This window comes from Pseudomonas sp. R3-56 (assembly GCF_051132075.1).
In the GTDB taxonomy this organism is placed as follows: domain Bacteria; phylum Pseudomonadota; class Gammaproteobacteria; order Pseudomonadales; family Pseudomonadaceae; genus Aquipseudomonas.
In genome coordinates, this window is sequence record NZ_CP071657.1 from 1,915,334 (window position 1) to 1,935,892 (window position 20,559).

19 protein-coding genes are annotated in these 20,559 nt (G+C 57.9%); 14 read left to right on the forward strand and 5 right to left on the reverse strand.

The window, feature by feature from the left end; translation table 11 throughout:
- The first annotated feature begins 41 nt into the window (after window positions 1–41).
- The 3 genes from J3P96_RS08780 to J3P96_RS08790 all read left to right on the forward strand — a co-directional run bounded on the left by J3P96_RS08780 (window position 42) and on the right by J3P96_RS08790 (window position 3,360).
- Window positions 42–1,001 (forward strand): glycosyltransferase, encoded by a 960-nt coding sequence (locus tag J3P96_RS08780; RefSeq protein WP_434656531.1) that lies wholly within the window; start codon window positions 42–44, stop codon window positions 999–1,001.
- Between the two features lie 69 nt (window positions 1,002–1,070).
- Window positions 1,071–2,075 (forward strand): MraY family glycosyltransferase, encoded by a 1,005-nt coding sequence (locus tag J3P96_RS08785; RefSeq protein ID WP_434656532.1) that lies wholly within the window; start codon window positions 1,071–1,073, stop codon window positions 2,073–2,075.
- Between the two features lie 130 nt (window positions 2,076–2,205).
- A complete protein-coding gene (locus tag J3P96_RS08790) occupies window positions 2,206–3,360 on the forward strand; it encodes an acyltransferase family protein (protein ID WP_434656533.1) in 1,155 nt (384 codons plus the stop codon).
- 63 nt (window positions 3,361–3,423) lie between these two features.
- Here the strand turns inward: J3P96_RS08790 and cysC are convergent, their stop codons facing one another.
- Window positions 3,424–4,026, reverse strand: a complete 603-nt coding sequence (cysC, locus tag J3P96_RS08795) for an adenylyl-sulfate kinase (RefSeq protein ID WP_434656535.1) — start codon at window positions 4,024–4,026, stop codon at window positions 3,424–3,426.
- Between the two features lie 230 nt (window positions 4,027–4,256).
- Here cysC and J3P96_RS08800 point away from each other — a divergent pair, with 230 nt between their 5' ends.
- Window positions 4,257–4,985, forward strand: coding sequence for a class I SAM-dependent methyltransferase (locus tag J3P96_RS08800; RefSeq protein ID WP_434656537.1), 729 nt, complete (start codon window positions 4,257–4,259; stop codon window positions 4,983–4,985).
- Window positions 4,986–5,103: 118 nt separating this feature from the next.
- Here J3P96_RS08800 and J3P96_RS08805 read toward each other — a convergent pair whose 3' ends face one another.
- Together J3P96_RS08805 and J3P96_RS08810 are read right to left on the reverse strand one after the other, a co-directional pair.
- Window positions 5,104–5,544: a hypothetical protein gene (locus J3P96_RS08805; protein WP_434656538.1), complete on the reverse strand. Its 441-nt coding sequence runs from the start codon at window positions 5,542–5,544 to the stop codon at window positions 5,104–5,106.
- Between the two features lie 26 nt (window positions 5,545–5,570).
- Complete coding sequence (locus J3P96_RS08810) at window positions 5,571–6,098, reverse strand: glycosyltransferase (RefSeq protein ID WP_434656540.1); 528 nt, start codon at window positions 6,096–6,098, stop codon at window positions 5,571–5,573.
- A 269-nt stretch (window positions 6,099–6,367) separates the two neighbouring features.
- Here J3P96_RS08810 and J3P96_RS08815 point away from each other — a divergent pair, with 269 nt between their 5' ends.
- From J3P96_RS08815 to J3P96_RS08830, 4 genes are all read left to right on the forward strand, one after another.
- Window positions 6,368–8,365 (forward strand): polysaccharide biosynthesis protein, encoded by a 1,998-nt coding sequence (locus J3P96_RS08815; RefSeq protein WP_434656541.1) that lies wholly within the window; start codon window positions 6,368–6,370, stop codon window positions 8,363–8,365.
- A 114-nt stretch (window positions 8,366–8,479) separates the two neighbouring features.
- On the forward strand, window positions 8,480–8,815 hold the full coding sequence (locus J3P96_RS08820; RefSeq protein ID WP_434656543.1) for a ComEA family DNA-binding protein: 336 nt from the start codon (window positions 8,480–8,482) through the stop codon (window positions 8,813–8,815).
- Between the two features lie 110 nt (window positions 8,816–8,925).
- Complete coding sequence (locus J3P96_RS08825) at window positions 8,926–9,579, forward strand: GntR family transcriptional regulator (protein ID WP_434656544.1); 654 nt, start codon at window positions 8,926–8,928, stop codon at window positions 9,577–9,579.
- A 15-nt stretch (window positions 9,580–9,594) separates the two neighbouring features.
- Window positions 9,595–10,446: an urea carboxylase-associated family protein gene (locus J3P96_RS08830; RefSeq protein ID WP_434629384.1), complete on the forward strand. Its 852-nt coding sequence runs from the start codon at window positions 9,595–9,597 to the stop codon at window positions 10,444–10,446.
- Window positions 10,447–10,502: 56 nt separating this feature from the next.
- Here the strand turns inward: J3P96_RS08830 and J3P96_RS08835 are convergent, their stop codons facing one another.
- Together J3P96_RS08835 and eat are read right to left on the reverse strand one after the other, a co-directional pair.
- Window positions 10,503–10,670, reverse strand: a complete 168-nt coding sequence (locus J3P96_RS08835; protein WP_003183831.1) for a DUF2897 family protein — start codon at window positions 10,668–10,670, stop codon at window positions 10,503–10,505.
- Between the two features lie 121 nt (window positions 10,671–10,791).
- Window positions 10,792–12,156: an ethanolamine permease gene (gene eat / locus J3P96_RS08840; RefSeq protein WP_434656546.1), complete on the reverse strand. Its 1,365-nt coding sequence runs from the start codon at window positions 12,154–12,156 to the stop codon at window positions 10,792–10,794.
- Between the two features lie 404 nt (window positions 12,157–12,560).
- On the opposite strand from eat, the gene kdpF reads away from it, so the two are divergent.
- The 6 genes from kdpF to J3P96_RS08870 all read left to right on the forward strand — a co-directional run bounded on the left by kdpF (window position 12,561) and on the right by J3P96_RS08870 (window position 20,475).
- Window positions 12,561–12,650, forward strand: coding sequence for a K(+)-transporting ATPase subunit F (gene kdpF / locus J3P96_RS08845; RefSeq protein ID WP_003218754.1), 90 nt, complete (start codon window positions 12,561–12,563; stop codon window positions 12,648–12,650).
- An 8-nt stretch (window positions 12,651–12,658) separates the two neighbouring features.
- Window positions 12,659–14,353, forward strand: a complete 1,695-nt coding sequence (gene kdpA, locus J3P96_RS08850) for a potassium-transporting ATPase subunit KdpA (protein ID WP_434656547.1) — start codon at window positions 12,659–12,661, stop codon at window positions 14,351–14,353.
- Window positions 14,354–14,363: 10 nt separating this feature from the next.
- Complete coding sequence (gene kdpB, locus J3P96_RS08855; RefSeq protein WP_434656548.1) at window positions 14,364–16,418, forward strand: potassium-transporting ATPase subunit KdpB; 2,055 nt, start codon at window positions 14,364–14,366, stop codon at window positions 16,416–16,418.
- Window positions 16,419–16,464: 46 nt separating this feature from the next.
- The gene (gene kdpC / locus J3P96_RS08860; protein WP_434656550.1) at window positions 16,465–17,010 is read left to right on the forward strand and encodes a potassium-transporting ATPase subunit KdpC; all 546 of its coding nucleotides are present in this window, start codon (window positions 16,465–16,467) and stop codon (window positions 17,008–17,010) included.
- Between the two features lie 66 nt (window positions 17,011–17,076).
- Window positions 17,077–19,728: a DUF4118 domain-containing protein gene (locus J3P96_RS08865; protein ID WP_434656552.1), complete on the forward strand. Its 2,652-nt coding sequence runs from the start codon at window positions 17,077–17,079 to the stop codon at window positions 19,726–19,728.
- Window positions 19,729–19,776: 48 nt separating this feature from the next.
- Window positions 19,777–20,475 (forward strand): response regulator, encoded by a 699-nt coding sequence (locus tag J3P96_RS08870; protein ID WP_305499726.1) that lies wholly within the window; start codon window positions 19,777–19,779, stop codon window positions 20,473–20,475.
- Window positions 20,476–20,559: the final 84 nt, after the last annotated feature.

The following is a 20,559-nucleotide window of genomic DNA, read 5'->3' on the forward strand; positions in this document are numbered from 1 at the left end:
AAGCTAAGTCGTTAAACCTGGTTTGACGATAAGCAGGAATAATGCCAGTGACATATCCCAGGGTTGCGGTTTTGCTGGCTGCCTGCAATGGCATACGGTGGATCGAAGAGCAGCTGCTTTCGATCCTTTGCCAGTCGGCGAGTGACGTGACTGTCTTTATTAGTATCGATCCATCCACTGACGGTACCAGTGAGTGGTGCACACGTTATGCTGCCACGAATAAACGTGTAGAAATATTACCTCCCAGTGAAACCTTGGGTGGAGCGGCACGTAATTTTTTCAGGCTACTTCGTGATGTAAGTTTTGAAGGTTATGACTATGTGGCTTTCGCCGACCAGGATGATATATGGCATGAAGACAAGCTTGAGCGTGCGACCCACGCCATCCAGGCACATGGTGTAGACGTCTATTCCAGTAATGTCACTGCTTTTTGGCCGGATGGAAAAACCCGGTTGCTTGACAAAGCTCAAGCTCAGGTCCGGTGGGACTATCTATTCGAGGCGGCGGGCCCAGGTTGTACTTATGTAATGAGTCAACAGGTGGCATCGGCTATAAAGAAATCCATTCTGGCCAACTGGGCTGATCTGCAGAGCGTCAGTTTGCATGATTGGTATTGCTACGCTTTTGCGCGTAGCCGCAACTTCAAATGGTTCATTGATCCAAAGCCATCCCTGCAATACCGTCAACATGAGAGCAATCAGTTCGGGGCCAACGTCGGATTGAGATCGCTGATTTTACGTTATCAGACAATTCACGATGGCTGGTGGTTCTCTCAGATCCGGCTGATTACTCGTCTGGTGGGGGAAACTACCGATCCTTTTGTCCAAAGTTGGCTGAGCATGGAGCGCGTGCAATTATTAAAATTGTCTTTTAGTGCCTGGCGCTGTCGGCGACGGGTTCGGGACAAATGTCTGTTTTTCTTGATCTGCTGGGCAGCGGCTTTGTTTGGTGTCAAGGGCGTGCGGCCAGATCCGGGCTCTGACCGGCGGGCAGAGAGTTAAGGTGCTGACGTGCTGGGCTGAATGGACGTTGAGGTGGCCGGCCGGCCATTATCGGAATCGAGAACTACGATGATTTATGGGTTTTTATTAATAATGGTGTTTACTGCCACTTGGGCAGGTACTTGGCTTTTGCGCAAATATGCGTTGTCGCGAAGTCTGATGGATATTCCGAATGAGCGTAGCGCTCATTCGGTTCCGGTGCCTCGTGGTGGTGGTGTCTCGATCGTTCTGGCCTTGATGCTGGTTCTTCCGGTTCTGACATTACTAGGTTCATTACCAAGCTCGGAATTAATTGCGATGCTGGGCGCCGGTATGGTAGTCGCGGTAATCGGTTTTGTTGACGATCATGGGCATATTCCGGCCCGGTGGCGTTTGCTGGGGCATTTCATGGCAGCCGCTTGGGTTCTGTTCTGGTTTGACGGGGTTCCGCCTATTGAGCTGTTTGGTGTTTTGTTTGAGCCGGGATGGATTGCTGGGGTACTTGGAACAGTTGCTCTGGTCTGGATGCTCAATCTTTACAACTTTATGGACGGTATTGACGGCTTGGCCTGTGCTGAAGCGATCAGCGTATGCTTGGGCGGAAGCTTGCTTTACTGGATAGGCGATGCTCACGAGCTGATCTGGGCTCCGCTGATGCTGTCGGTAGCTGTCGCCGGCTTCCTGTGTTGGAACTATCCGCCTGCACGTATTTTCATGGGGGATGCAGGTAGCGGTTTCCTCGGAATCATTATTGGGGCGATGGTGCTGCAAGCTGCCTGGAGCAAGCCAGAGTTGCTTTGGAGTTGGTTGATACTCCTAGGGGTTTTTATTGTTGATGCAACATGGACGCTTGTTCGACGCCTGATCGGAGGGTGTAAAATTTATGAGGCCCATAGTAGCCATGGATACCAAAAGGCGGCTCGTCGTTGGGGGCATAAAAAAGTAACTGGCACGGTTGTCTATGTAAACGTATTTTTTCTGTTACCTGTTTCGATCCTGGTTCAACTCGGTTATTTGAGTGCTGTTGCGGGAATTCTCTGGGCATACCTTCCGCTTGTTTTTATCGCTTACCTATTGAAGGCGGGCAAGGTGTAGCTTCGTGGTTCTTACGCTGTGGTCGAGCAGGATAAGCGCGTTTCGGATGATTAGCCTGGCTGCATTAAACATAGTATAAGCTTCGATAGAGGCCGTGGAGACTATAAGGTTTGTTGAGGCAAGGCAGAATATGAACCAAGAATATGCGGGACAGCAACAGATCAGTGGTATGGATGGGATGCGTGCCCTGGGCGTGCTGATGGTGTTGATCTCTCATCTTTGGCCTCGTCCCGATTCAATACTTGATTATTTTCATTTCGGACGCGTAGGTGTAATTCTTTTTTTTGTCATTAGCGGATTTTTGGTGACAAGGTCCCTTCTGGAACTGCAGCGTCACGTCGATGATGGTTCACTTGGCAGGTTTTCTGCCTTTGCCACCTTCTATTACCGAAGGGCTTTAAGGATTTTTCCCCTATATTATCTGGCGCTGGCGTATCTTTATTGGGTGGCGAAAGATCCATATGTCGCAGCCAATCCGTATTGGCTATTATTCTATGTCTCGAATTATTCTTTTTTTGCTGATGTGTCGTTTGGGAATGCCGACCATTTTTGGACGTTAGCGGTTGAAGAGCAGTTTTATTTTATTATTCCGTTTTTTTTGATTCTTTTGGCGCCGCGACGTTCTTTTCTATGGATCGTCATGTTTTTTATAGGCGGCATCATTTTGAAAATGCTTTTTGCCTACTCATTTTCTGCTCGCGGTGGTTTTTATGTATGGAACTACGCGACACATCCATTGTGGGGCTGCGTCGAGGGGCTCTGTCTGGGAGCGTTATTAGCATATAAACGGTCCACTGTGACTTGGGTGGGCAGCGGGTCAGCGGTGCTGGCAGGCTTCCTGTGCCTGACTGCAGCATCCGTTTATTTTTATTTTTTTCGTGCAAGAATAAATCAGGATGTACTTTATACCTCCTTGGCGCACTTGTGTTTTGCACTGTTTTCTGTGACGTTGATTGCTTACGTCTCGCAGAACCAGCAGGGTGGCTTGGTGCGGCTGCTGGAGTTGAGTGTCTTTAAATGGATCGGGCGTATCAGTTATGGCGTGTACGTCATACATTATATTGCCAGGCCCGGTGGGGTTGAGTGGGTGGCTCGAAATAAGGAATATTTTCCTGAGGTGCTGCAGCCTTATTTGGTTTTTATTGTGGTGAGCTTGTTTTCCTTGGGTTTGGCTAGTCTTTCGTTTGTGTGTCTGGAGAAGCCTTTGCTTTCGTTGAAGAAGCTATATCCGAAGCGTCCGGATGGGACAGCACGGCTCGAGGTGGCAGACTCGAAGCGTAACTAGCCTGTAAATAACGAAAGCACAGCTGTTCGCCAGGATTATAGATAAGCGGATCTTTCTGGCGTGTCAGGCCGTGTTGGTTTTTATCCGAGCGTCAATATATTCAAGTATGCGGTTCACGGAGTCGGTCAAACACTCCGAGGTGGTATCTATTTTAATATGAGGATTTTCAGGTGCTTCATAGGCAGAATCAATCCCTGTGAAATTCTTGATAAGTCCCTGCCTCGCTTTGCCGTACAATCCTTTAGGATCTCGACGCTCGCATTCGGCGAGAGGGGTATCGATGAAAACCTCAATAAAATAATCTTCCCCGATGACCGATCTGGCCAGGTCGCGGTCGCTACGGAAAGGTGAAATGAAGGCGGTAATAACTATGAGGCCAGCATCAATAAACAACTTGGCTACTTCAGAGATGCGTCGGATATTTTCTTTCCTGTCGGCGTCGCTGAATCCAAGGTCTTGACACAGTCCCAGACGAATGTTGTCGCCGTCCAATAAATAGGTATGTCGCTTGCTATCGGCCAAGGCAAGTTCCAAGGCGTTGGCCAGAGTTGATTTGCCCGAGCCGCTCAGGCCGGTAAACCAGATCACAAGCGGGCGTTGATGTTTCAACTGTCCGCGCTGGTCGCTACCTACCAATGTCGCTTGTGCGACTAGATTTTTTGTCATGAATCTACCCTTCCAGTGTCCGTGAGCTATTTGAGCGCGTAAGGTGGTGGATACGCTTGGGCTTTCCGCGACAGCTATCGCTAATGACCATTACCAGGCTTTATGGCAAGATGCCCACCATCATGCATTCCTTAGAGATTTAAGGTGTGCGTTCCTGGCAGGCTTTCACTGCATTGCAGGCGCTATTGGCCGATCGAGAGGCTATTGTACCCCATGTTTCGAGGACGGATATGACTAACGAAGCTATCGAATTCCAAGGCTTGAAATACCCCATGGCTGCGCTTCAGGTGCTCTTGGCACAGAGCGCTTCCGCCGAGGTTCGCCGGAAATATGAACGGGAAGGGGAAGATATTTTCGAGATTCTGAAAGGCAACGAAGAGTTTCAAACAGCGTTTCTTGATTCCGTTGTCACAGCCAGCAAGGCGTACGTCAAAAACGTCCTGCCATACCTTCCTGAAAAATGCGCAAATATTTTGGATATTGGATGTGGCATTGGGTTGGTTCCGTTATTGATTCACAATTATCTACAGGGTGAGAAACCGAAGCTTTATCTGTTCGATCAGTCAGTTGACATGAAAAGCCTGACGCCTGCGGACATTGCGCCTACTGGCTTTAATGAAACTTATAAATTTACGGCGTCGCTGGAAATAACCAAGCAGTTTCTGCTTTTGAACGGGGTTGAAGAGAAAAATATCTCCTTGTGTGAAGTAGGTGCCTGGAGTCTTGAGGGGGCAGGGCCCTTTGATTGCGTGATATCGCGTAAGTCGTGGGGCTTTCATTATCCGATTGATGAGTATCTGGACGCAGTCTCTAAAGAACTGAGTTCAACAGGTGTCGTCATAACGGACGTTCGTCGCGGTCAGCAAGGTATTGAAAAAATGCAGGCGGTTTTATCTGATGTGGCAGTCATCAGCGAGGAGAAGAAAAGCGATTTGGTCCGGGGCCACAAATTGCTCTGAGGATCGGCAGGGTCGGGTAAGTTTTGCTGTGATTGCTGCTTCAGGCCCTGCTTGTTTTTTAGTGTGTCCTTTCTGTGCGACCTTGGAAAGAGGCGCCCGGTCGTGATCCGTTTGATGGTCAGATTTTGCCCAGGAGAACGGCCAGGAATAGCCCGATGTTACTTCCCAGGGTCTGGCGATAGACACCCGCTCTCTTGAAGAGGTAGAGCCTCTTGAACAGAGACCCTTGGCGCCCTTGTTTGAAATCGTCGAATACCTGCCGATGTGTAGGTGTCAGTTCTCGCTCGAGCAGCTCAAGGATTTCGATATGGGAGTCGCTCCATTGTTTAAAACGGCCGTCGATCAACTTGGTCGCTCGTGTCAGCTGCTCTTTAAGGCCAGTGTTCACACCGATGACATTGGCCTCGTGTTGGCGGTAATCCAGGGTAGGTTCGGAGTCGTAGATAACGGTTCCGCCACAGCCGGTTGTCAAGAGATAGGCCAGCCAGTCGTGTGCGACAACGTGCGTGTAATGCGGGACTTTACTTAGAATAGTTCTGGCAGCGTTATTGAGTAGCATGGTATTGGCGCCGGCGAGGCTTTGGATCAGTGCGTTCTGGAAGGACGGACTTTTTTTGAAATGAGATGAGAGCCCCAATACTTTCTGATGCGCATCAACCAGGCGAGTGCGAGAGCAGTAAAGAGCGGGAAGATGGGTGGGGAGCGATTGGAGCTGAGCGACACTTTTTTCCAGCTTATTGTGAAACCAGATATCGTCTTGGTCGCAAAAGGAAAAAAATCCGCGCTGATTTCGGTGTTTCTAATGAGCGACATGAAGTTTTCAGCAAATCCTTTGCGGGGGCCGCTGAGTATCTGTATGCGCTGGGTGTCGACCAGCGCCTGGTAGTGCTTCAGGAGTTCGAGAGTTCCATCAGTCGAACCATCGTCTGAAATATATATCGTCCAGTTTTCATAGGTCTGAGCAATGATCGAGTCAATTTGATCTTTGAGAAATAGTCGACCATTATACGTGCATAAAAAAATAGCTATTTCAAATGTGGAGGGCGGCGTTTCAGCATTCTTGACGAGTGGCTCAGTGCCTGCATTGCCAGCGCGGAGTGTTTGCGGATCCATGCGTCCTCGCATCTCGGGGTTAGGGATAGGCTGGGCAAAACGGGTAGCCTTGCTCGACCAAACTGTAGGGCGGGCTGATAGGTGAAAACGCCTTGAAGCGTGTATTTTATCGGTTTGGAAGGTTTGGTCTCTACCCATTAGCGTCAAAATGCCTGCTTATCGTTGGTGTACGGTATTTTGCCACTAAACGGCCACTACCTTTCCTAAGGCGCGATGACTGTTGGTGCATTCCGGTAGGGTTCGGGAATGACTGAAAAAAGGAAAAGCGGATGATGGATAGACTACGATTATACCTGCTGGGTATGCCTCGTCAGAAGAAGCGTCTGATTCAGGTAGTTGCAGACGTGGTTCTGGTTTGGCTCTCGCTGTGGGGAGCATTCGTGGTTCGCTTGGGGATTGAGGACATAACCGATCCGCTCAAGACGCACGTCTGGTTGTTCGTCAGCGCGCCCGTGATCGCGATCCCGTTGTTCATCCGCTTTGGCATGTACCGAGCAGTGATGCGCTATTTCGGCAACGATGCGCTGATTGCAATTATCAAGGCGGTAAGTCTTTCCGCGCTCATTCTGGCAGTGGTTGTATTTTGGTACAGCAATCACAACTCGGTGGTCCCGCGCTCCATTATCTTCAATTACTGGTGGTTGAGCCTGGTGATTATTGGCGGGCTACGTTTGTGCATGCGGCAGTATTTCATGGGGGACTGGTTCACCGCCGCTCAGCACGTACCGTTCACCAATCGTGATCAAGGGCTGACCAAGGTCGCCATCTATGGTGCGGGGGTGGCCGGTAATCAGCTCGTAGCTGCGTTACGTATGGGGCGTGTGATGCGTCCTGTGGCCTTCATCGACGACGATCCAAGCATCTGTGATCGTTCCATTTCCGGTCTGCAGGTCTATAAACCCAGACATATCCAGCAGATGATTGATACGACGGGGGCTCAGGAAATTCTTCTTGCTTTGCCATCCTCGACCCGTGCACGTCGCCGAGAAATTCTCTCACTGCTTGAGCGGTTTCCATTGCACGTCCGCAGCATACCCAATTTTTCCGATCTGGCCAGTGGCCGGGTAAAAGTGGACGATATCCAGGAAGTTGACATCGCCGACCTGCTCGGTCGGGATGCCGTACCGGCTCGCCCTGACTTGCTCAAGCGTTGCGTCAAGGGTAAGACAGTGATGGTGACAGGCGCTGGGGGCTCAATCGGTTCGGAGCTGTGCCGGCAGATATTTTCCTTGGGGCCGACCACGCTTCTGCTGTTCGATCACAGTGAGTTCAATCTCTACAGCATTCTTTCCGAGCTGCAGCAGCGTACTGATCGCGAGTCTACTTCGATCAAGTTGTTACCAATCCTGGGTTCTATCCGTCATCCGGAAAAATTGCTGGATGTGATGAAAACCTGGAAGGTGGACACCGTTTACCACGCGGCGGCGTATAAGCATGTGCCGATGGTAGAGCACAACATTGCCGAGGGCGTGTTGAACAACGTTATAGGTACGTTGAACACGGCGCAGGCTGCACTGCAGTCGGGGGTTTCCAATTTTGTTCTGATTTCCACCGACAAGGCGGTGCGGCCGACGAATGTCATGGGTAGCACCAAGCGTTTGGCTGAGTTGACGCTTCAGGCCTTGAGTCGGGAGGTTGCGCCTGTGTTGTTTGGCGACAGGGCTAATGTATCGCGGGTAAACAAGACCCGTTTCACGATGGTTCGCTTTGGCAATGTATTGGGTTCCTCGGGTTCGGTGATTCCTTTGTTCCACAGCCAGATCAAGTCTGGGGGGCCGCTGACGGTCACCCACCCGAAAATTACCCGTTATTTCATGACGATCCCCGAAGCTGCGCAGTTAGTGATCCAGGCGGGGTCCATGGGGCAGGGTGGGGATGTCTTCGTGTTGGATATGGGCGAACCGGTAAAGATTGTCGAGCTTGCGGAGAAGATGATTCATCTTTCCGGCTTGAGCATCCGTTCGGAGCGCAATCCCCAGGGTGACATTTCCATCGAGTTCACCGGCCTGCGGCCTGGTGAGAAGCTGTACGAGGAGCTGCTGATCGGCGACAACGTTGCGGCTACCGAGCATCCGATGATCATGACCGCCAACGAGGATCATCTGCCTTGGGACGTACTCAAGCTCAAGTTGGGCGAGTTGCTCGTCGCGGTCGAGGGAGATGATTACACTCGAGTGCGACAGCTGCTGCGCGAGACTGTCCACGGCTATACACCCGACGGCGAGATCGTCGACTGGGTGTACCAGCAGCGCCGTCTCGAACCCTGATTGTTACACACTTCGAAACGTACACATTTTTGACAGCCATTCATCATCGCCTAAGTTTGAGAAGCAGCTTCGGAAAAGCTGCTTTTCTCTTAACGATGTCATGGAGCGTCACTTATGCGTACAAGCTACCTCTACTCGGTGATCTTTGCCTTGCTTACCAGCGCCTCGATCGTTGCTATCGCGGCCCCAGCGGCCAAGCCGATGTCAATGGCTGCGGCACAAGCGGTGGAGCAACCGGTCACCACGCAAAGCGCCAAGGTCGATATCAATGGGGCAGATGCTGCGACATTGCAGCGGGAACTGTCCGGCATAGGCAAGGGTAAGGCGGAGGCGATTGTTGCATATAGGGATAGTAATGGACCTTTCTCTTCAGTGGAGGAGCTGCTGGAGGTCAAAGGGATCGGAAAGGCGATCCTCGACAGGAACCGCGACAAACTGGAAGTGAATTGAGGTAACGAAGGAGGCCGGTCGAATCGACTGGCCTTTTTATATCTGGTCGATCTGGCACGATAAATGGTTGGTTGTTGGCAAACGATTGTTCAACAATCCCAGGCTTACCCATGACTAGCTCTCACTCCCTGGCCGACCAGATCACCCTCGAACTGCGAGCCGATATTATCGGTGGTCGGCTGGTTCCAGGCATGGCGCTGATAGAAAACAACCTGGCATCCGCCTATAACGCATCACGCAATACCATCCGCGAAGCCTTGCATCGTCTCGGCCAGGAAGGGTTGACCCGTTACGTGCGTAACAAAGGCGTGATGGTCCGTAGGTTGGATGTCGATGACGTCCGGGATCTGTTCAAGGTCCGTCGTACCTTGGAGCTGCAGGCCATCATGGCCAGCAAGCCCTTGAGCGACTATCAGTCCGACCGGATGCTCGAAACCCTTGAAGCGGCTGAGCTGGCTCGTGAGCGCGAGGACTGGCGCGCCGTCGGAACCCACGGCTTGGCGTTCCACCAGCACATCGTTGGGCTGATGCGCAGTCCTTTGCTTGATGAGTTTTTCACTAACGTGGTTGCCCAGATGCGCCTGGTGTTTTGTTCCGCTACTGATGAGGCGCGCTTCCAGGCGCCTTGGCTCGCCCGAGATCGACAAATCCATGACTGGTTGGCTGAAGGCAACAAGCTCGCAGCCCTGGAGGGGATGAACCTTTATCTCGACGATTCCGAACAGTTGCTTCTGCACCTGTTGGTTTGCGCCACACCTCAATGAACGAAGGACCTCGCCATGTACAAAGACTACCCAGCTGCTTACCAGGTCAGCAAAGGCTCAGCCTTGCAAGTAGACCAACCCTTCTACGAGCGCATCCGCGCCGAGCAGGGCAAGCGCACGCTCATCGAGCAGTTCGAGGTGCCGATCCGCACCGGTCGCGCTTGGCATGTGCCAGCGGGGCATGTGTTTCGCGTCACCACACCGGTGGGGCCGCAGGTGGGAGACTTCAACGTCTGGAATGCCCATGATCCGCGAGAGCGCCTGTGGGCTGCCCGTACTCGGCAACTCCAGGGTGCGCATGTCAGCACCCACGATCGGTTGTGGTCGAACTTGCCGTTTCTACGTCCACTGGTGACGATTACTGATGACAGCCTGGCCGGCTACGGCATCGACGAGCATGGCGGGCGTCTACATGATCTGTTGGGGACGCGTTGTGATCCTTACGTGAACAAGATGCTGACCGGTGAGGATTTCCATCATCATTGCCACTCGAATCTGACCCGGGCGGTATTGCCTCATGGTTTGACCGAGTTCGATGTGCACGATGTGTTGAATATTTTCCAATGCACCGGGCTGAATCATGACGACATGTATTTCATGAAGGCGTGTCCGGCGCAGAAGGGTGATTACTTGGAGTTCTTCGCAGAGATTGATTTGTTGTGCGCGTTATCGACCTGTCCTGGGGGGGATCTGTCGTTGGCCATGTGGGGGCCGGATGCCGAGGATCCTTTAAGCGTCTGTCGTCCGCTGGGGGTGGAGGTTTACCGGTTGGAGGATTCGTTGCTGCAGGGCTGGAGTCAACCGGAGCGGGCGGCTTACAAGGGGCTGCATGGGTTGCATATTGCCAAGGCGGATTGGGAGAAGTAATTGTGTTTGCTGGTTTGTTGTGGCGAGGGAGCTTGCTCCCTCGCCACAACAGCAGCTCAGCGATCCTTGGCCTCCTTCGCATCCATTTCCGCATTGCGCTCGGCAACACGTTTGCGTTGCTCATCCGTCAGCTCCACTTTGTTGGCGGTGTCACGCAGCATCATCAGGCCGCCAACGATCGAGCCGATGGCGACGATCAGGATCAACCAGGCATACCAGGGCATAGGGCTCTCCTTGAGTGGGGCAGTGGCCAAGCGAGTATTTCGCTGGCCATTGCCTCTACCACTTATGAGCGAAGGCTGTTCGAAGTGGTTCCATACTACGCCCGTTATGTCGGTTACGCTTTCAGAGCCCGGTCAGCATCGCATCGGCCGGCGCGTCTGCGCGCAGTTGTGCCGTGAGGAAGAAATAGACGAAGCCGACTGCCATGAAGCCGAGGAAGATCAGCCCGATCAGCGTGTTGAACCAGGCCATCGCCACCAGGCACACCACCGCCAGTGCCAGGGCGATCCCCGGTACGATCGGATAGCCGGGGGCGCGGAACGTACGTTCGAGATTCGGTTCGGTTTTGCGCAGTTTGAACAGGCTGAGCATGCTCATGATGTACATGACGATTGCGCCGAACACGGCCATGGTAATCATGGCCGCGGTCAAGGTCATGCCGCCGAGGTTGATCAGGCCGTCGCTGTAGATCGCCGCGATGCCGATCAGGCCGCCGGCGATGATGGCCCGGTGTGGGGTCTGGAAGCGTGACAGTTTGGCGAGGGACGCGGGAAGGTAACCGGCGCGGGCCAGGGCGAAGAACTGGCGTGAGTAGCCAAGGATGATCCCGTGGAAACTGGCTACCAGGCCGAACAGGCCGATCCACACCAGCATGTGCAACCAGCCGGAGCTTTCACCGACGACGGTTTTCATGGCTTGCGGCAGGGGATCGTTGATGTTTGACAGGGTGCGCCAGTCACCGACGCCACCGGCGAAGAACATCACGCCCATGGCCAGGAACACCAACGTCAGGATGCCGCTGATGTAGGCTTTGGGGATCGTGCGTTTCGGATCCTTGGCTTCTTCAGCGGCCATGGCCGCGCCTTCGATGGCGAGGAAGAACCAGATCGCGAAGGGAATGGCGGCGAACATTCCGGCAATGGCCGGTGCACCGAACACGTCGGAACCGGCCCAGCCGTTCAGGGCAAAGCTGCTGAAACTGAACGCGGGTGCGACCACGCCCATGAAGACCAGCAACTCGGCGACGGCAAGCACGCAGACGATCAGCTCGAAGGTCGCGGCCAGTTTCACCCCGAGGATGTTCAGGCCCATGAACACGATGTAGGCGCCAACGGCAGCGTGTTTCGGGTCGAGCGCCGGGAATTGCACATTCAGGTAGGCGCCGATGGCCAAGGCAATGGCCGGTGGTGCGAAGACAAATTCGATCAGGGTTGCCAGGCCGGCGATCAAGCCGCCTTTTTCGCCAAAGGCTCGACGGCTGTAAGCGAACGGTCCGCCAGCGTGGGGAATGGCGGTGGTCAGTTCGGTAAAGCTGAAGATGAAGCAGGTGTACATGGCCGCGACCATGAACGACGTCACCAGAAAGCCCAGCGTCCCGGCGACTCCCCAGCCGTAACTCCAGCCGAAATACTCACCGGAAATCACCAGGCCAACGGCGATGCCCCATAAGTGCAGGGTGCCCAGGGTGGGTTTGAGTTGTGTGTTCATCGGTGGCTCCCCTCGATAAATAGCAAAAGCGCTGGGGAGAGGGCAGTGCAGTGGACGTGCCACAGGGCTGGAACCGGTCGTAATAGGCGAAATCGTGTCGTATCGGGAATGTTCACTGCTGGATTGGCCGGATTTATGCCCCAGTTCGGAGCGTAGGTGCCTGGGCTGGCCTCATCGCGAGCAAGCTCGCTCCCACAGGGATCTTCGGTAGACGCAAAATCTCTGTTCACAACAGAGCCGTTGTGGGAGCGAGCAAACTCGCGAAGGGCCCCGCCCAGCCAACCATCAAGTCGATTTTTACAGATTCTTTATCCCCCACCCCCTGCCTCGATCTCGCGCCTTTACACCCTCCCTGCCGACAATCCCCCCACACACGGCATGACGCCGTACCACGGAGAAATCCCATGAGTGTTCTGGACGGGGTGTCATTGCTGCTGGCAGTGGCGCTGTTCATTTATCTGCTGGTTGCGCTGTTGCGCGCGGATCGGAACTAGGAGCGGTTATGCACGGTTATGACTTCGGGCTGATCCTCGGCTTTTTTGCTCTGGTGCTGATTCCGGCACCGTTTCTGGGACGGTTTTACTACCGGGTGATGGAGGGCCAGCGTACCTGGCTGTCGCCGATTCTTGGGCCGGTGGAGCGCGGTTGCTACAAGGTGGCCGGCGTTGATCCGACTGCCGAGCAGAGTTGGCAGAAGTACACCCTGGCCTTGCTCGCGTTCAATCTGGCGGGATTTTTGCTGTTGTTTGCGATCCTGTTGTTGCAGGGTCATTTGCCACTTAACCCGGAAAACCTGCCCGGCATGGAATGGACCCAGGCCTTCAATACGGCGGTCAGCTTCGTGACCAACACCAACTGGCAGTCCTACAGCGGCGAGGCGTCCCTCAGTTATTTGAGCCAGATGGTCGGTCTGACGGTGCAGAACTTCGTCAGCGCCGCCACCGGCTTGGCCGTGCTGGTGGCGCTGTGTCGTGGGATCGGGCGCAAGTCCGCGACGACGTTGGGCAATTTCTGGGTCGACATGACCCGTGCCACCCTCTATGGGCTGTTGCCGCTGTGCCTGCTGCTGGCGCTGTTTCTGGTGTGGCAGGGCGTGCCGCAAACCTTCGCGCAGTATGTGCACGGGGTGACGATGCAGGGCGTCGACCAGGTGATTCCATTGGGCCCGGCCGCCAGCCAGATTGCGATCAAGCAACTGGGCACCAACGGCGGTGGTTTTTTCGGTGTCAACTCGGCGCACCCGTTCGAGAACCCGACGGCCTGGAGCAATCTGTTTGAAGTCGCGTCGATCATCCTGATCCCGGCGGCGCTGGTGTTCACGTTCGGCCATTACGTCAAGGACCTGCGCCAGAGTCGGGCGATCATCGCCTGCATGCTGGCGCTGTTCCTGATCGGCGGCGCAACGTCGCTGTGGGCGGAATTCCAACCCAACCCGGCCCTTGATCACGCGGCCGTTGAACAGGCCGCGCCGCTGGAAGGCAAGGAGTCACGTTTCGGCACCACGGCCACGGTGCTCTGGTCGGTGACCACCACGGCGGCGTCCAACGGCTCGGTCAATGCGATGCACGACAGCCTCAACCCGCTGAGTGGCATGGTCGCGCTGGTGAACATGATGCTGGGCGAAGTGATTTTCGGCGGTGTTGGCGCCGGGCTCTACGGGATGCTGCTCAACGTATTGATCGCGGTGTTCCTGGCCGGGTTGATGATCGGTCGCACGCCGGAATACCTGGGCAAGAAACTCGGCGCCCGGGAAGTGCAGTTGCTGGTGGTGACGCTGCTGGTGATGCCGGTGAGTGTGCTGGTGCTCGGCGCGATTGCCGCAAGCCTGCCCGGGCCCGCCGCGGCGGTGAGCAATCCTGGCGCTCATGGCTTCAGTCAGTTGCTCTACGCCTACACCTCGGCGGGGGCGAATAACGGTTCTGCGTTTGCCGGTTTCGGCGCCAACACGCCGTTCCATAACCTGATGCTGGGCCTGGGCATGTTGATTGGCCGTTTCGGCTACATCCTGCCGGTGCTGGCGTTGGCCGGCAGCCTGGCGCTGAAGAAAACCGCACCGATCGGCCAGAACAGCTTCCCGACCCACGGCCCGCTGTTCGTGACCCTGCTGACCGTGACCATCCTCCTGGTGGGTGGCCTGACATTCTTGCCGACCCTGGCCCTGGGGCCGATCGCCGAACACCTGAGCATGGGTTTCTGAGGAACAGATGATGAATATGCCAATGAGCAAAACCGTCGTCGCCAAGGCGCCGGAACAACCGCAAACCCAGCTGTCGGCGCTGTGGCGGCCGGCGCTGGTGCAAGCCTTCGTCAAGCTCGATCCGCGTCAGTTGCACCGCGCCCCGGTGATGCTGGTGGTGGAGCTGACCGCAATCCTCACCACCGTGCTCTGCCTGGTTCCCGACGACGCCGTGCCGACTTTCATCGCTGCGCAGATCGCCCTGTGGCTGTGGTTCACCGTGTTGTTTGCCAACTTCGCCGAAGCCCTGGCCGAGGGTCGTGGCAAGGCCCGTGCCGACAGCCTCAAGGCCGGCAGCGAAGGCCTCAGCGCTCGTCGCCAGACGGCGGACGGCTTTGAAGTGATTCCCGCCACCCGTTTGCGCAAAGGTGACGTGGTGCGTGTCGCCGCAGGGGAAATGATCCCTGGCGACGGGGAAGTGATCGAGGGCATCGCGGCCGTCAACGAAGCGGCGATCACCGGGGAGTCGGCACCGGTCATTCGTGAATCCGGCGGGGATCGCTCGGCCGTCACCGGCAATACGCGGCTGGTCTCCGACTGGTTGCTGGTACGCATCACCAGCAATCCCGGCGAATCCACCCTGGACCGCATGATTGCGCTGGTCGAAGGCGCCAAGCGCCAGAAAACCCCGAACGAGGTGGCGCTGGACATCCTGCTGATCGGCCTGACGCTGATCTTCCTGCTGGTGGTGGTGACGCTGCAGCCGTTCGCCCATTTCGCCAATGGCAGCCTGCCGCTGGTGTTTCTGGTAGCACTGTTGGTGACCTTGATTCCCACCACCATCGGCGGGCTGCTGTCGGCGATCGGCATCGCCGGGATGGACCGTCTGGTGCGCCTGAACGTCATCGCCAAATCCGGCCGCGCGGTGGAGGCGGCGGGCGATGTCCACGTGCTGATGCTGGACAAGACCGGCACCATCACCTTTGGCAACCGTCGCTGTGCGGCGATCTATGCCGCCCCTGGGGTGAGCGCCAAGGAGCTGGCTGAAGGCGCGTTGTTCGCCTCGTTGGCCGATGATACGGCCGAAGGCAAATCCATCGTCGAGTATCTGCGCGGCTTGCATCCCCAACCCGAGCCGGCTTTGGACGCGCTGACGGCGGTGCCATTCAGCGCCGAGACGCGGTTGTCCGGCGTGGATTATCAGGGGCGCGTCTATCGCAAGGGCGCGGTGGATTCCTTGCTGAGTTTCATCGGCCTGCCACGCAACGAGCTGCCGCCGGTACTGGCGCGGGAAATCGACAGGATCGCCCAGAGCGGCGGCACGCCGTTGCTGGTCTGCGTGGACGGCAGATTGCTCGGTGCCATTCACCTCAAGGACGTGGTCAAGCCCGGCATCCGCGAGCGCTTTGCCGAGCTGCGCAAGCTGGGCATCCGCACCGTCATGGTCACCGGTGACAACCCGCTGACCGCTGCCGCGATTGCCGCCGAGGCGGGTGTCGATGATGTACTGGCGGAGGCCACGCCGGAGAAAAAACTGGCGCGCATCCGTCACGAACAGAACGACGGCCGGCTGGTCGCCATGTGCGGCGACGGCGCCAACGACGCCCCGGCCCTGGCCCAGGCCGATGTCGGCATGGCGATGAACGACGGCACCCAGGCGGCGCGGGAGGCGGCCAACATGGTCGATCTCGACAGTGACCCGACCAAGTTGCTGGACGTGGTCCAGATCGGCAAGGAATTGCTGGTAACCCGCGGGGCGCTGACAACCTTTTCCATCGCCAATGACATCGCCAAGTACTTCGCGATCCTGCCGGCGCTGTTCGCTTCGATTTATCCACAGCTCGGCGTGTTGAACGTCATGCACCTGAACAGCCCACAGAGCGCGATCCTCTCGGCCATTGTCTTCAATGCCCTGATTATCGTCGTGCTGATCCCCTTGGCCTTGCGTGGCGTGCGAGTGCAGGCGGCAAGTGCGGCGGCGTTGCTGCGACGCAATCTGCTGATCTACGGCCTCGGCGGGATCGCGGTGCCGTTCGTGGGGATCAAGGCGATTGATCTGCTGCTGACGGGGTTGGGGTTGGTTTGAGCCTGAAGACATCCATCACAGATGTGTTTTCAACTGAGGATTTGAAATGTTCACCATGATTCGCCCGGCCCTGAGCCTCTTGCTCCTGATGACCCTGATCACCGGCGTCGCCTACCCGCTGTTCGTCACCGGCGTGGCACAAATCGCTTTTCCGGAGCAGGCCAACGGCAGTCTGATCCACGATGCCGACGGCAAGGTCCGCGGTTCCCGGTTGATCGCCCAGGACTTCACCGGCGATGCCTGGTTTCATCCGCGCCCTTCGGCCGGCGCCTTCGCCACGGTCGCCAGCGGCGCGAGCAACTTTTCCCCGAGCAACCCGGCGCTGGCCGCCCGGGTCATCGATGACGCCGGCAAGCTGCAAGTGCCCGGCCAGGGACCGGTGCCCCTGGCGCTGCTGAGCACTTCCGGCAGCGGCCTGGATCCGCACTTGCCTCCGGCCGCGATTGCCTATCAACTGGCGCGTGTCGCCGCGGCGCGCAACTTGCCGGTGTCGACGTTGCAGCAGTTGCTTGACAGCCATATCGAGCGGTCCCTGGTGGGCCCGCCCGTGGTGAACGTGCTGGCGCTGAACCTGGCCCTGGAAAACCTGTAAACCGCTGTGGGAGCGAGCCTGCTCGCTCCCACAGGGTATCTTGATCAAATCTGAAAGAGACATAGCATGAGCGACTCCGGCCGCGCCGATGCACTGTTAGCCAACCTGCCACGCAACGACCGTGGCCGCCTCAAGGTTTTCCTCGGCGCCGCCCCAGGCGTGGGCAAGACCTACGCCATGCTGCAAGCGGCCCATACCCGGTTGCGCCAAGGAACAAACGTCATCGCCGCGGTCGTCGAGACCCACGGGCGCGCCGAGACCGAAGCCTTGTTGAATGGCCTGGCGCAACAGCCGATGGTGCGTTCGGAATACCGCGGCGTGATGCTCGAGGAGATGGATCTCGACGGCCTGCTTGCCGCTCGCCCGAGCCTGGCGCTGGTGGACGAGCTGGCCCACAGCAACGCCCCCGGCAGCCGCCATGCCAAGCGCTGGCAAGACATCCAGGAACTGCTCGCCGCCGGTATCGACGTCTTCACCACGGTCAACGTCCAGCATCTGGAAAGCCTCAACGATCAGGTTCGTGGCATCACCGGAGTGCAGGTGCGCGAGACTTTGCCGGACTGGGTCTTGCAGGAAGCCGATGAGCTGCTGCTGATCGACCTGCCACCGCGCGAACTGCTGGAGCGTCTGCGCGACGGCAAGGTCTATGTGCCGGAACAGGCCCGCGCGGCGATCGATGCGTTTTTCACCCAGACCAATCTCACCGCCCTGCGTGAGCTGGCCATGCAGACCGCTGCCGCGCAAGTGGACAACGACCTGGCCCAGGGTTATCGGCAACTGGGCCAGTCGGCTCCGGCGGTCCAGGGCCGGTTGCTGGTGGGCGTGGACGCTGATCACCAGGCCGAACGGCTGGTGCGCCACGCCAGCCGGGTCGCCCAGCGCCGGCATCTGCCCTGGAGCGTGGTGCATGTAGACAACGGCACGGCACGGGACGAGTCCTCGCGCCAGCGTCTGCAGAGCGCCCAGCAACTGGCGGAACGCCTTGGCGGGGAGGTGGTGCTGCTGCGGGCGGGAGAGGTCGCCAGGACGCTCATCCAGCACGCGATGCAACGGCGTGCCACGTTGGTGTTGGTCGGCCAGTCCCGCCGGCGTTTGCGCAGGCGCCTGTTCGGCGGCGGCCTGGCTTCGCGATTGCTGCGCGATGCCCGTGGGCTGGAGATCAACGTGCTGGACGGCGATGAAGCACCGCCGCCGCCCCGCCTGCGTCCGGGCACCGTCCAGACCGGGTTCGACTATGCGCTGGCGGTGGTCGCTACGCTGGCCGCCAGTGCCCTGGCCTGGGGGATTTCCGGGTTGCTTGCGTTGCCCAATATCTCCCTGGTATTCCTGATGGCGGTGTTGCTGGTGGCGGTGCGCAGCAGCCTCGGCCCGGCGCTGGCCTGTGCGGCGCTGTCGTTCCTGGCGTACGACTTTCTGTTCATCCCGCCGAATTTCTCCCTGACGATCCAGCGCGAAGAAGACGTACTGACGCTGGTGTTTTTCCTCTTGATGGCCGCCCTGACCGGCAACCTCGCGGCGCGCCAGCGTCGGCAATTGCAGGCGCTGCGCGACACCCAGCAGGAAACCGCTGAGCTGCTGGATCTGTCGCGCAAACTGACGGCCGCGACCGATCGCCAGGCCGTAATCAGCGCCGCCGTGCAACACCTCAACAGCGAGGGCGATCTGCAACTGTGCCTGCTCAAGCGCGACGCACAGCACGGCTGGCACGTCGAGACGGCAGAACCGTTGACCTTCACCGAGGCCGAGCGCGCTGCCGCCGACTGGTCCTGGCAGCACGATCAGCCGGCCGGCGCCGGCACCGCGACGCTGCCGTCCGGGCGCTGGTGGTGGTGGCCCTTGTCGTCCGAGGGTGGCCCGCTGGGCCTGTTGGGAGTCTGCCTGAAGGACGGCAAGCCGTTGAGCGGTCAGCGTCGCCGCTTGCTGGCGGCGCTCAGCCAGCCGCTGGCCCAGGCGCTGGCTCGGGCGCAGCTGGCGCAGGACCTGGAAGCGGCGCGGCTGCACGGCGAAACCGAGCAATTGCGCAGCGCCTTGCTGGCCTCCGTCTCCCATGATTTACGCACGCCCTTGACTTCCATGCGCGGCAGCATCGACAGCCTGCTGGCGCTGGGCGAGGCGATCCCGCTGCAGGACCGTCGCGAATTGCTCGAAGGCACCCGCGACGAAGCCGAGCGCCTGGATCGTTATATCCAGAACCTGCTCGACATGACCCGCCTCGGCCACGGTGCGCTGAAGCTGGCGCGCGATTGGGTATCGCCGGCCGATATCGTTGCCAGTGCGTTGAACCGGTTGCGGGCGGTACTGGCGCCACTGGCGGTCAGCATCGAGGTGCCAACCGGCTTGCCGCTGTTGTATGTCCATGCGGCGCTGATCGAACAGGCGCTGGTCAACGTGCTGGAAAACGCCGCGCGGTTTTCGCCGGCCCATGGTCGGTTGCTGTTGAGCGCCGCAGCGACGACCGATGAAATATGCTTCGCCGTGGCCGATGAAGGGCCCGGAATTCCCGAGCCGGAGCGTGAGAAAATCTTCGACATGTTCTACACCGCTGCGCGCGGCGACCGTGGCGGGCAGGGCACCGGGCTGGGGCTGGCGATCTGTCAGGGCATGGTCGGCGCCCATGGCGGGCGGATCAGCGTCGACGAGGGGCTCGATGGGCGCGGCACCTGCATCACCTTGCACCTGCCCTTGCAGGCACAACCGGGCATGGACGATGAAGCCTGACTGGCGCTGCGTTATGCTCTCGCCACTTGATGGAAATGAACGGACCCCATGAGCCAGAACGCGACCCTTTTGGTCATCGATGACGAACCGCAGATCCGCAAGTTCCTGCGGATCAGCCTGACCTCGCAAGGCTACAAGGTGCTCGAAGCCGAGACCGGCGCAGCGGGCCTGGCCCAGGCGGCGTTGAACAAGCCTGATCTGCTGGTGCTCGACCTTGGCCTGCCGGACATGGACGGCCAGCAGGTACTGCGCGAGTTTCGCCAATGGTCTGCCGTGCCGGTGCTGGTCCTGTCAGTACGCGCCAGCGAAGCACAGAAGGTCGAGGCGCTGGACAACGGTGCGAATGACTACGTGACCAAGCCTTTCGGCATCCAGGAGTTCCTCGCCCGCGTGCGCGCGCTCCTGCGCCAGGCGCCGGCGGGCGAGGCACCGTCGGCGGCATTGACGTTCGGTCCGCTGACGGTCGACCTGGCTTACCGCCGGGTCCTGCTGGACGGCGCCGAAGTGGCCCTGACCCGCAAGGAATACGCGGTGCTGGCGCAACTGGCGCGGCATCCGGGGCGGGTCATCACCCAGCAACAATTGCTCAAGGACATCTGGGGCCCGACCCACGTCGAGGACAGCCATTACCTGCGCATCGTCATCGGTCACCTGCGGCAGAAACTCGCCGACGACCCGACCCGGCCGCGGTTCATCGTGACTGAGGCGGGCGTGGGGTATCGGTTGTTGGAGGAGGGTGGAGCTTGAGTTTCAAGCCAAGTGCTGTTGTGGCGAGGGAGCTTGCTCCCGCTGGGTTGCGAAGCAGCCCCAAAAACTTCAGACATGATTTTT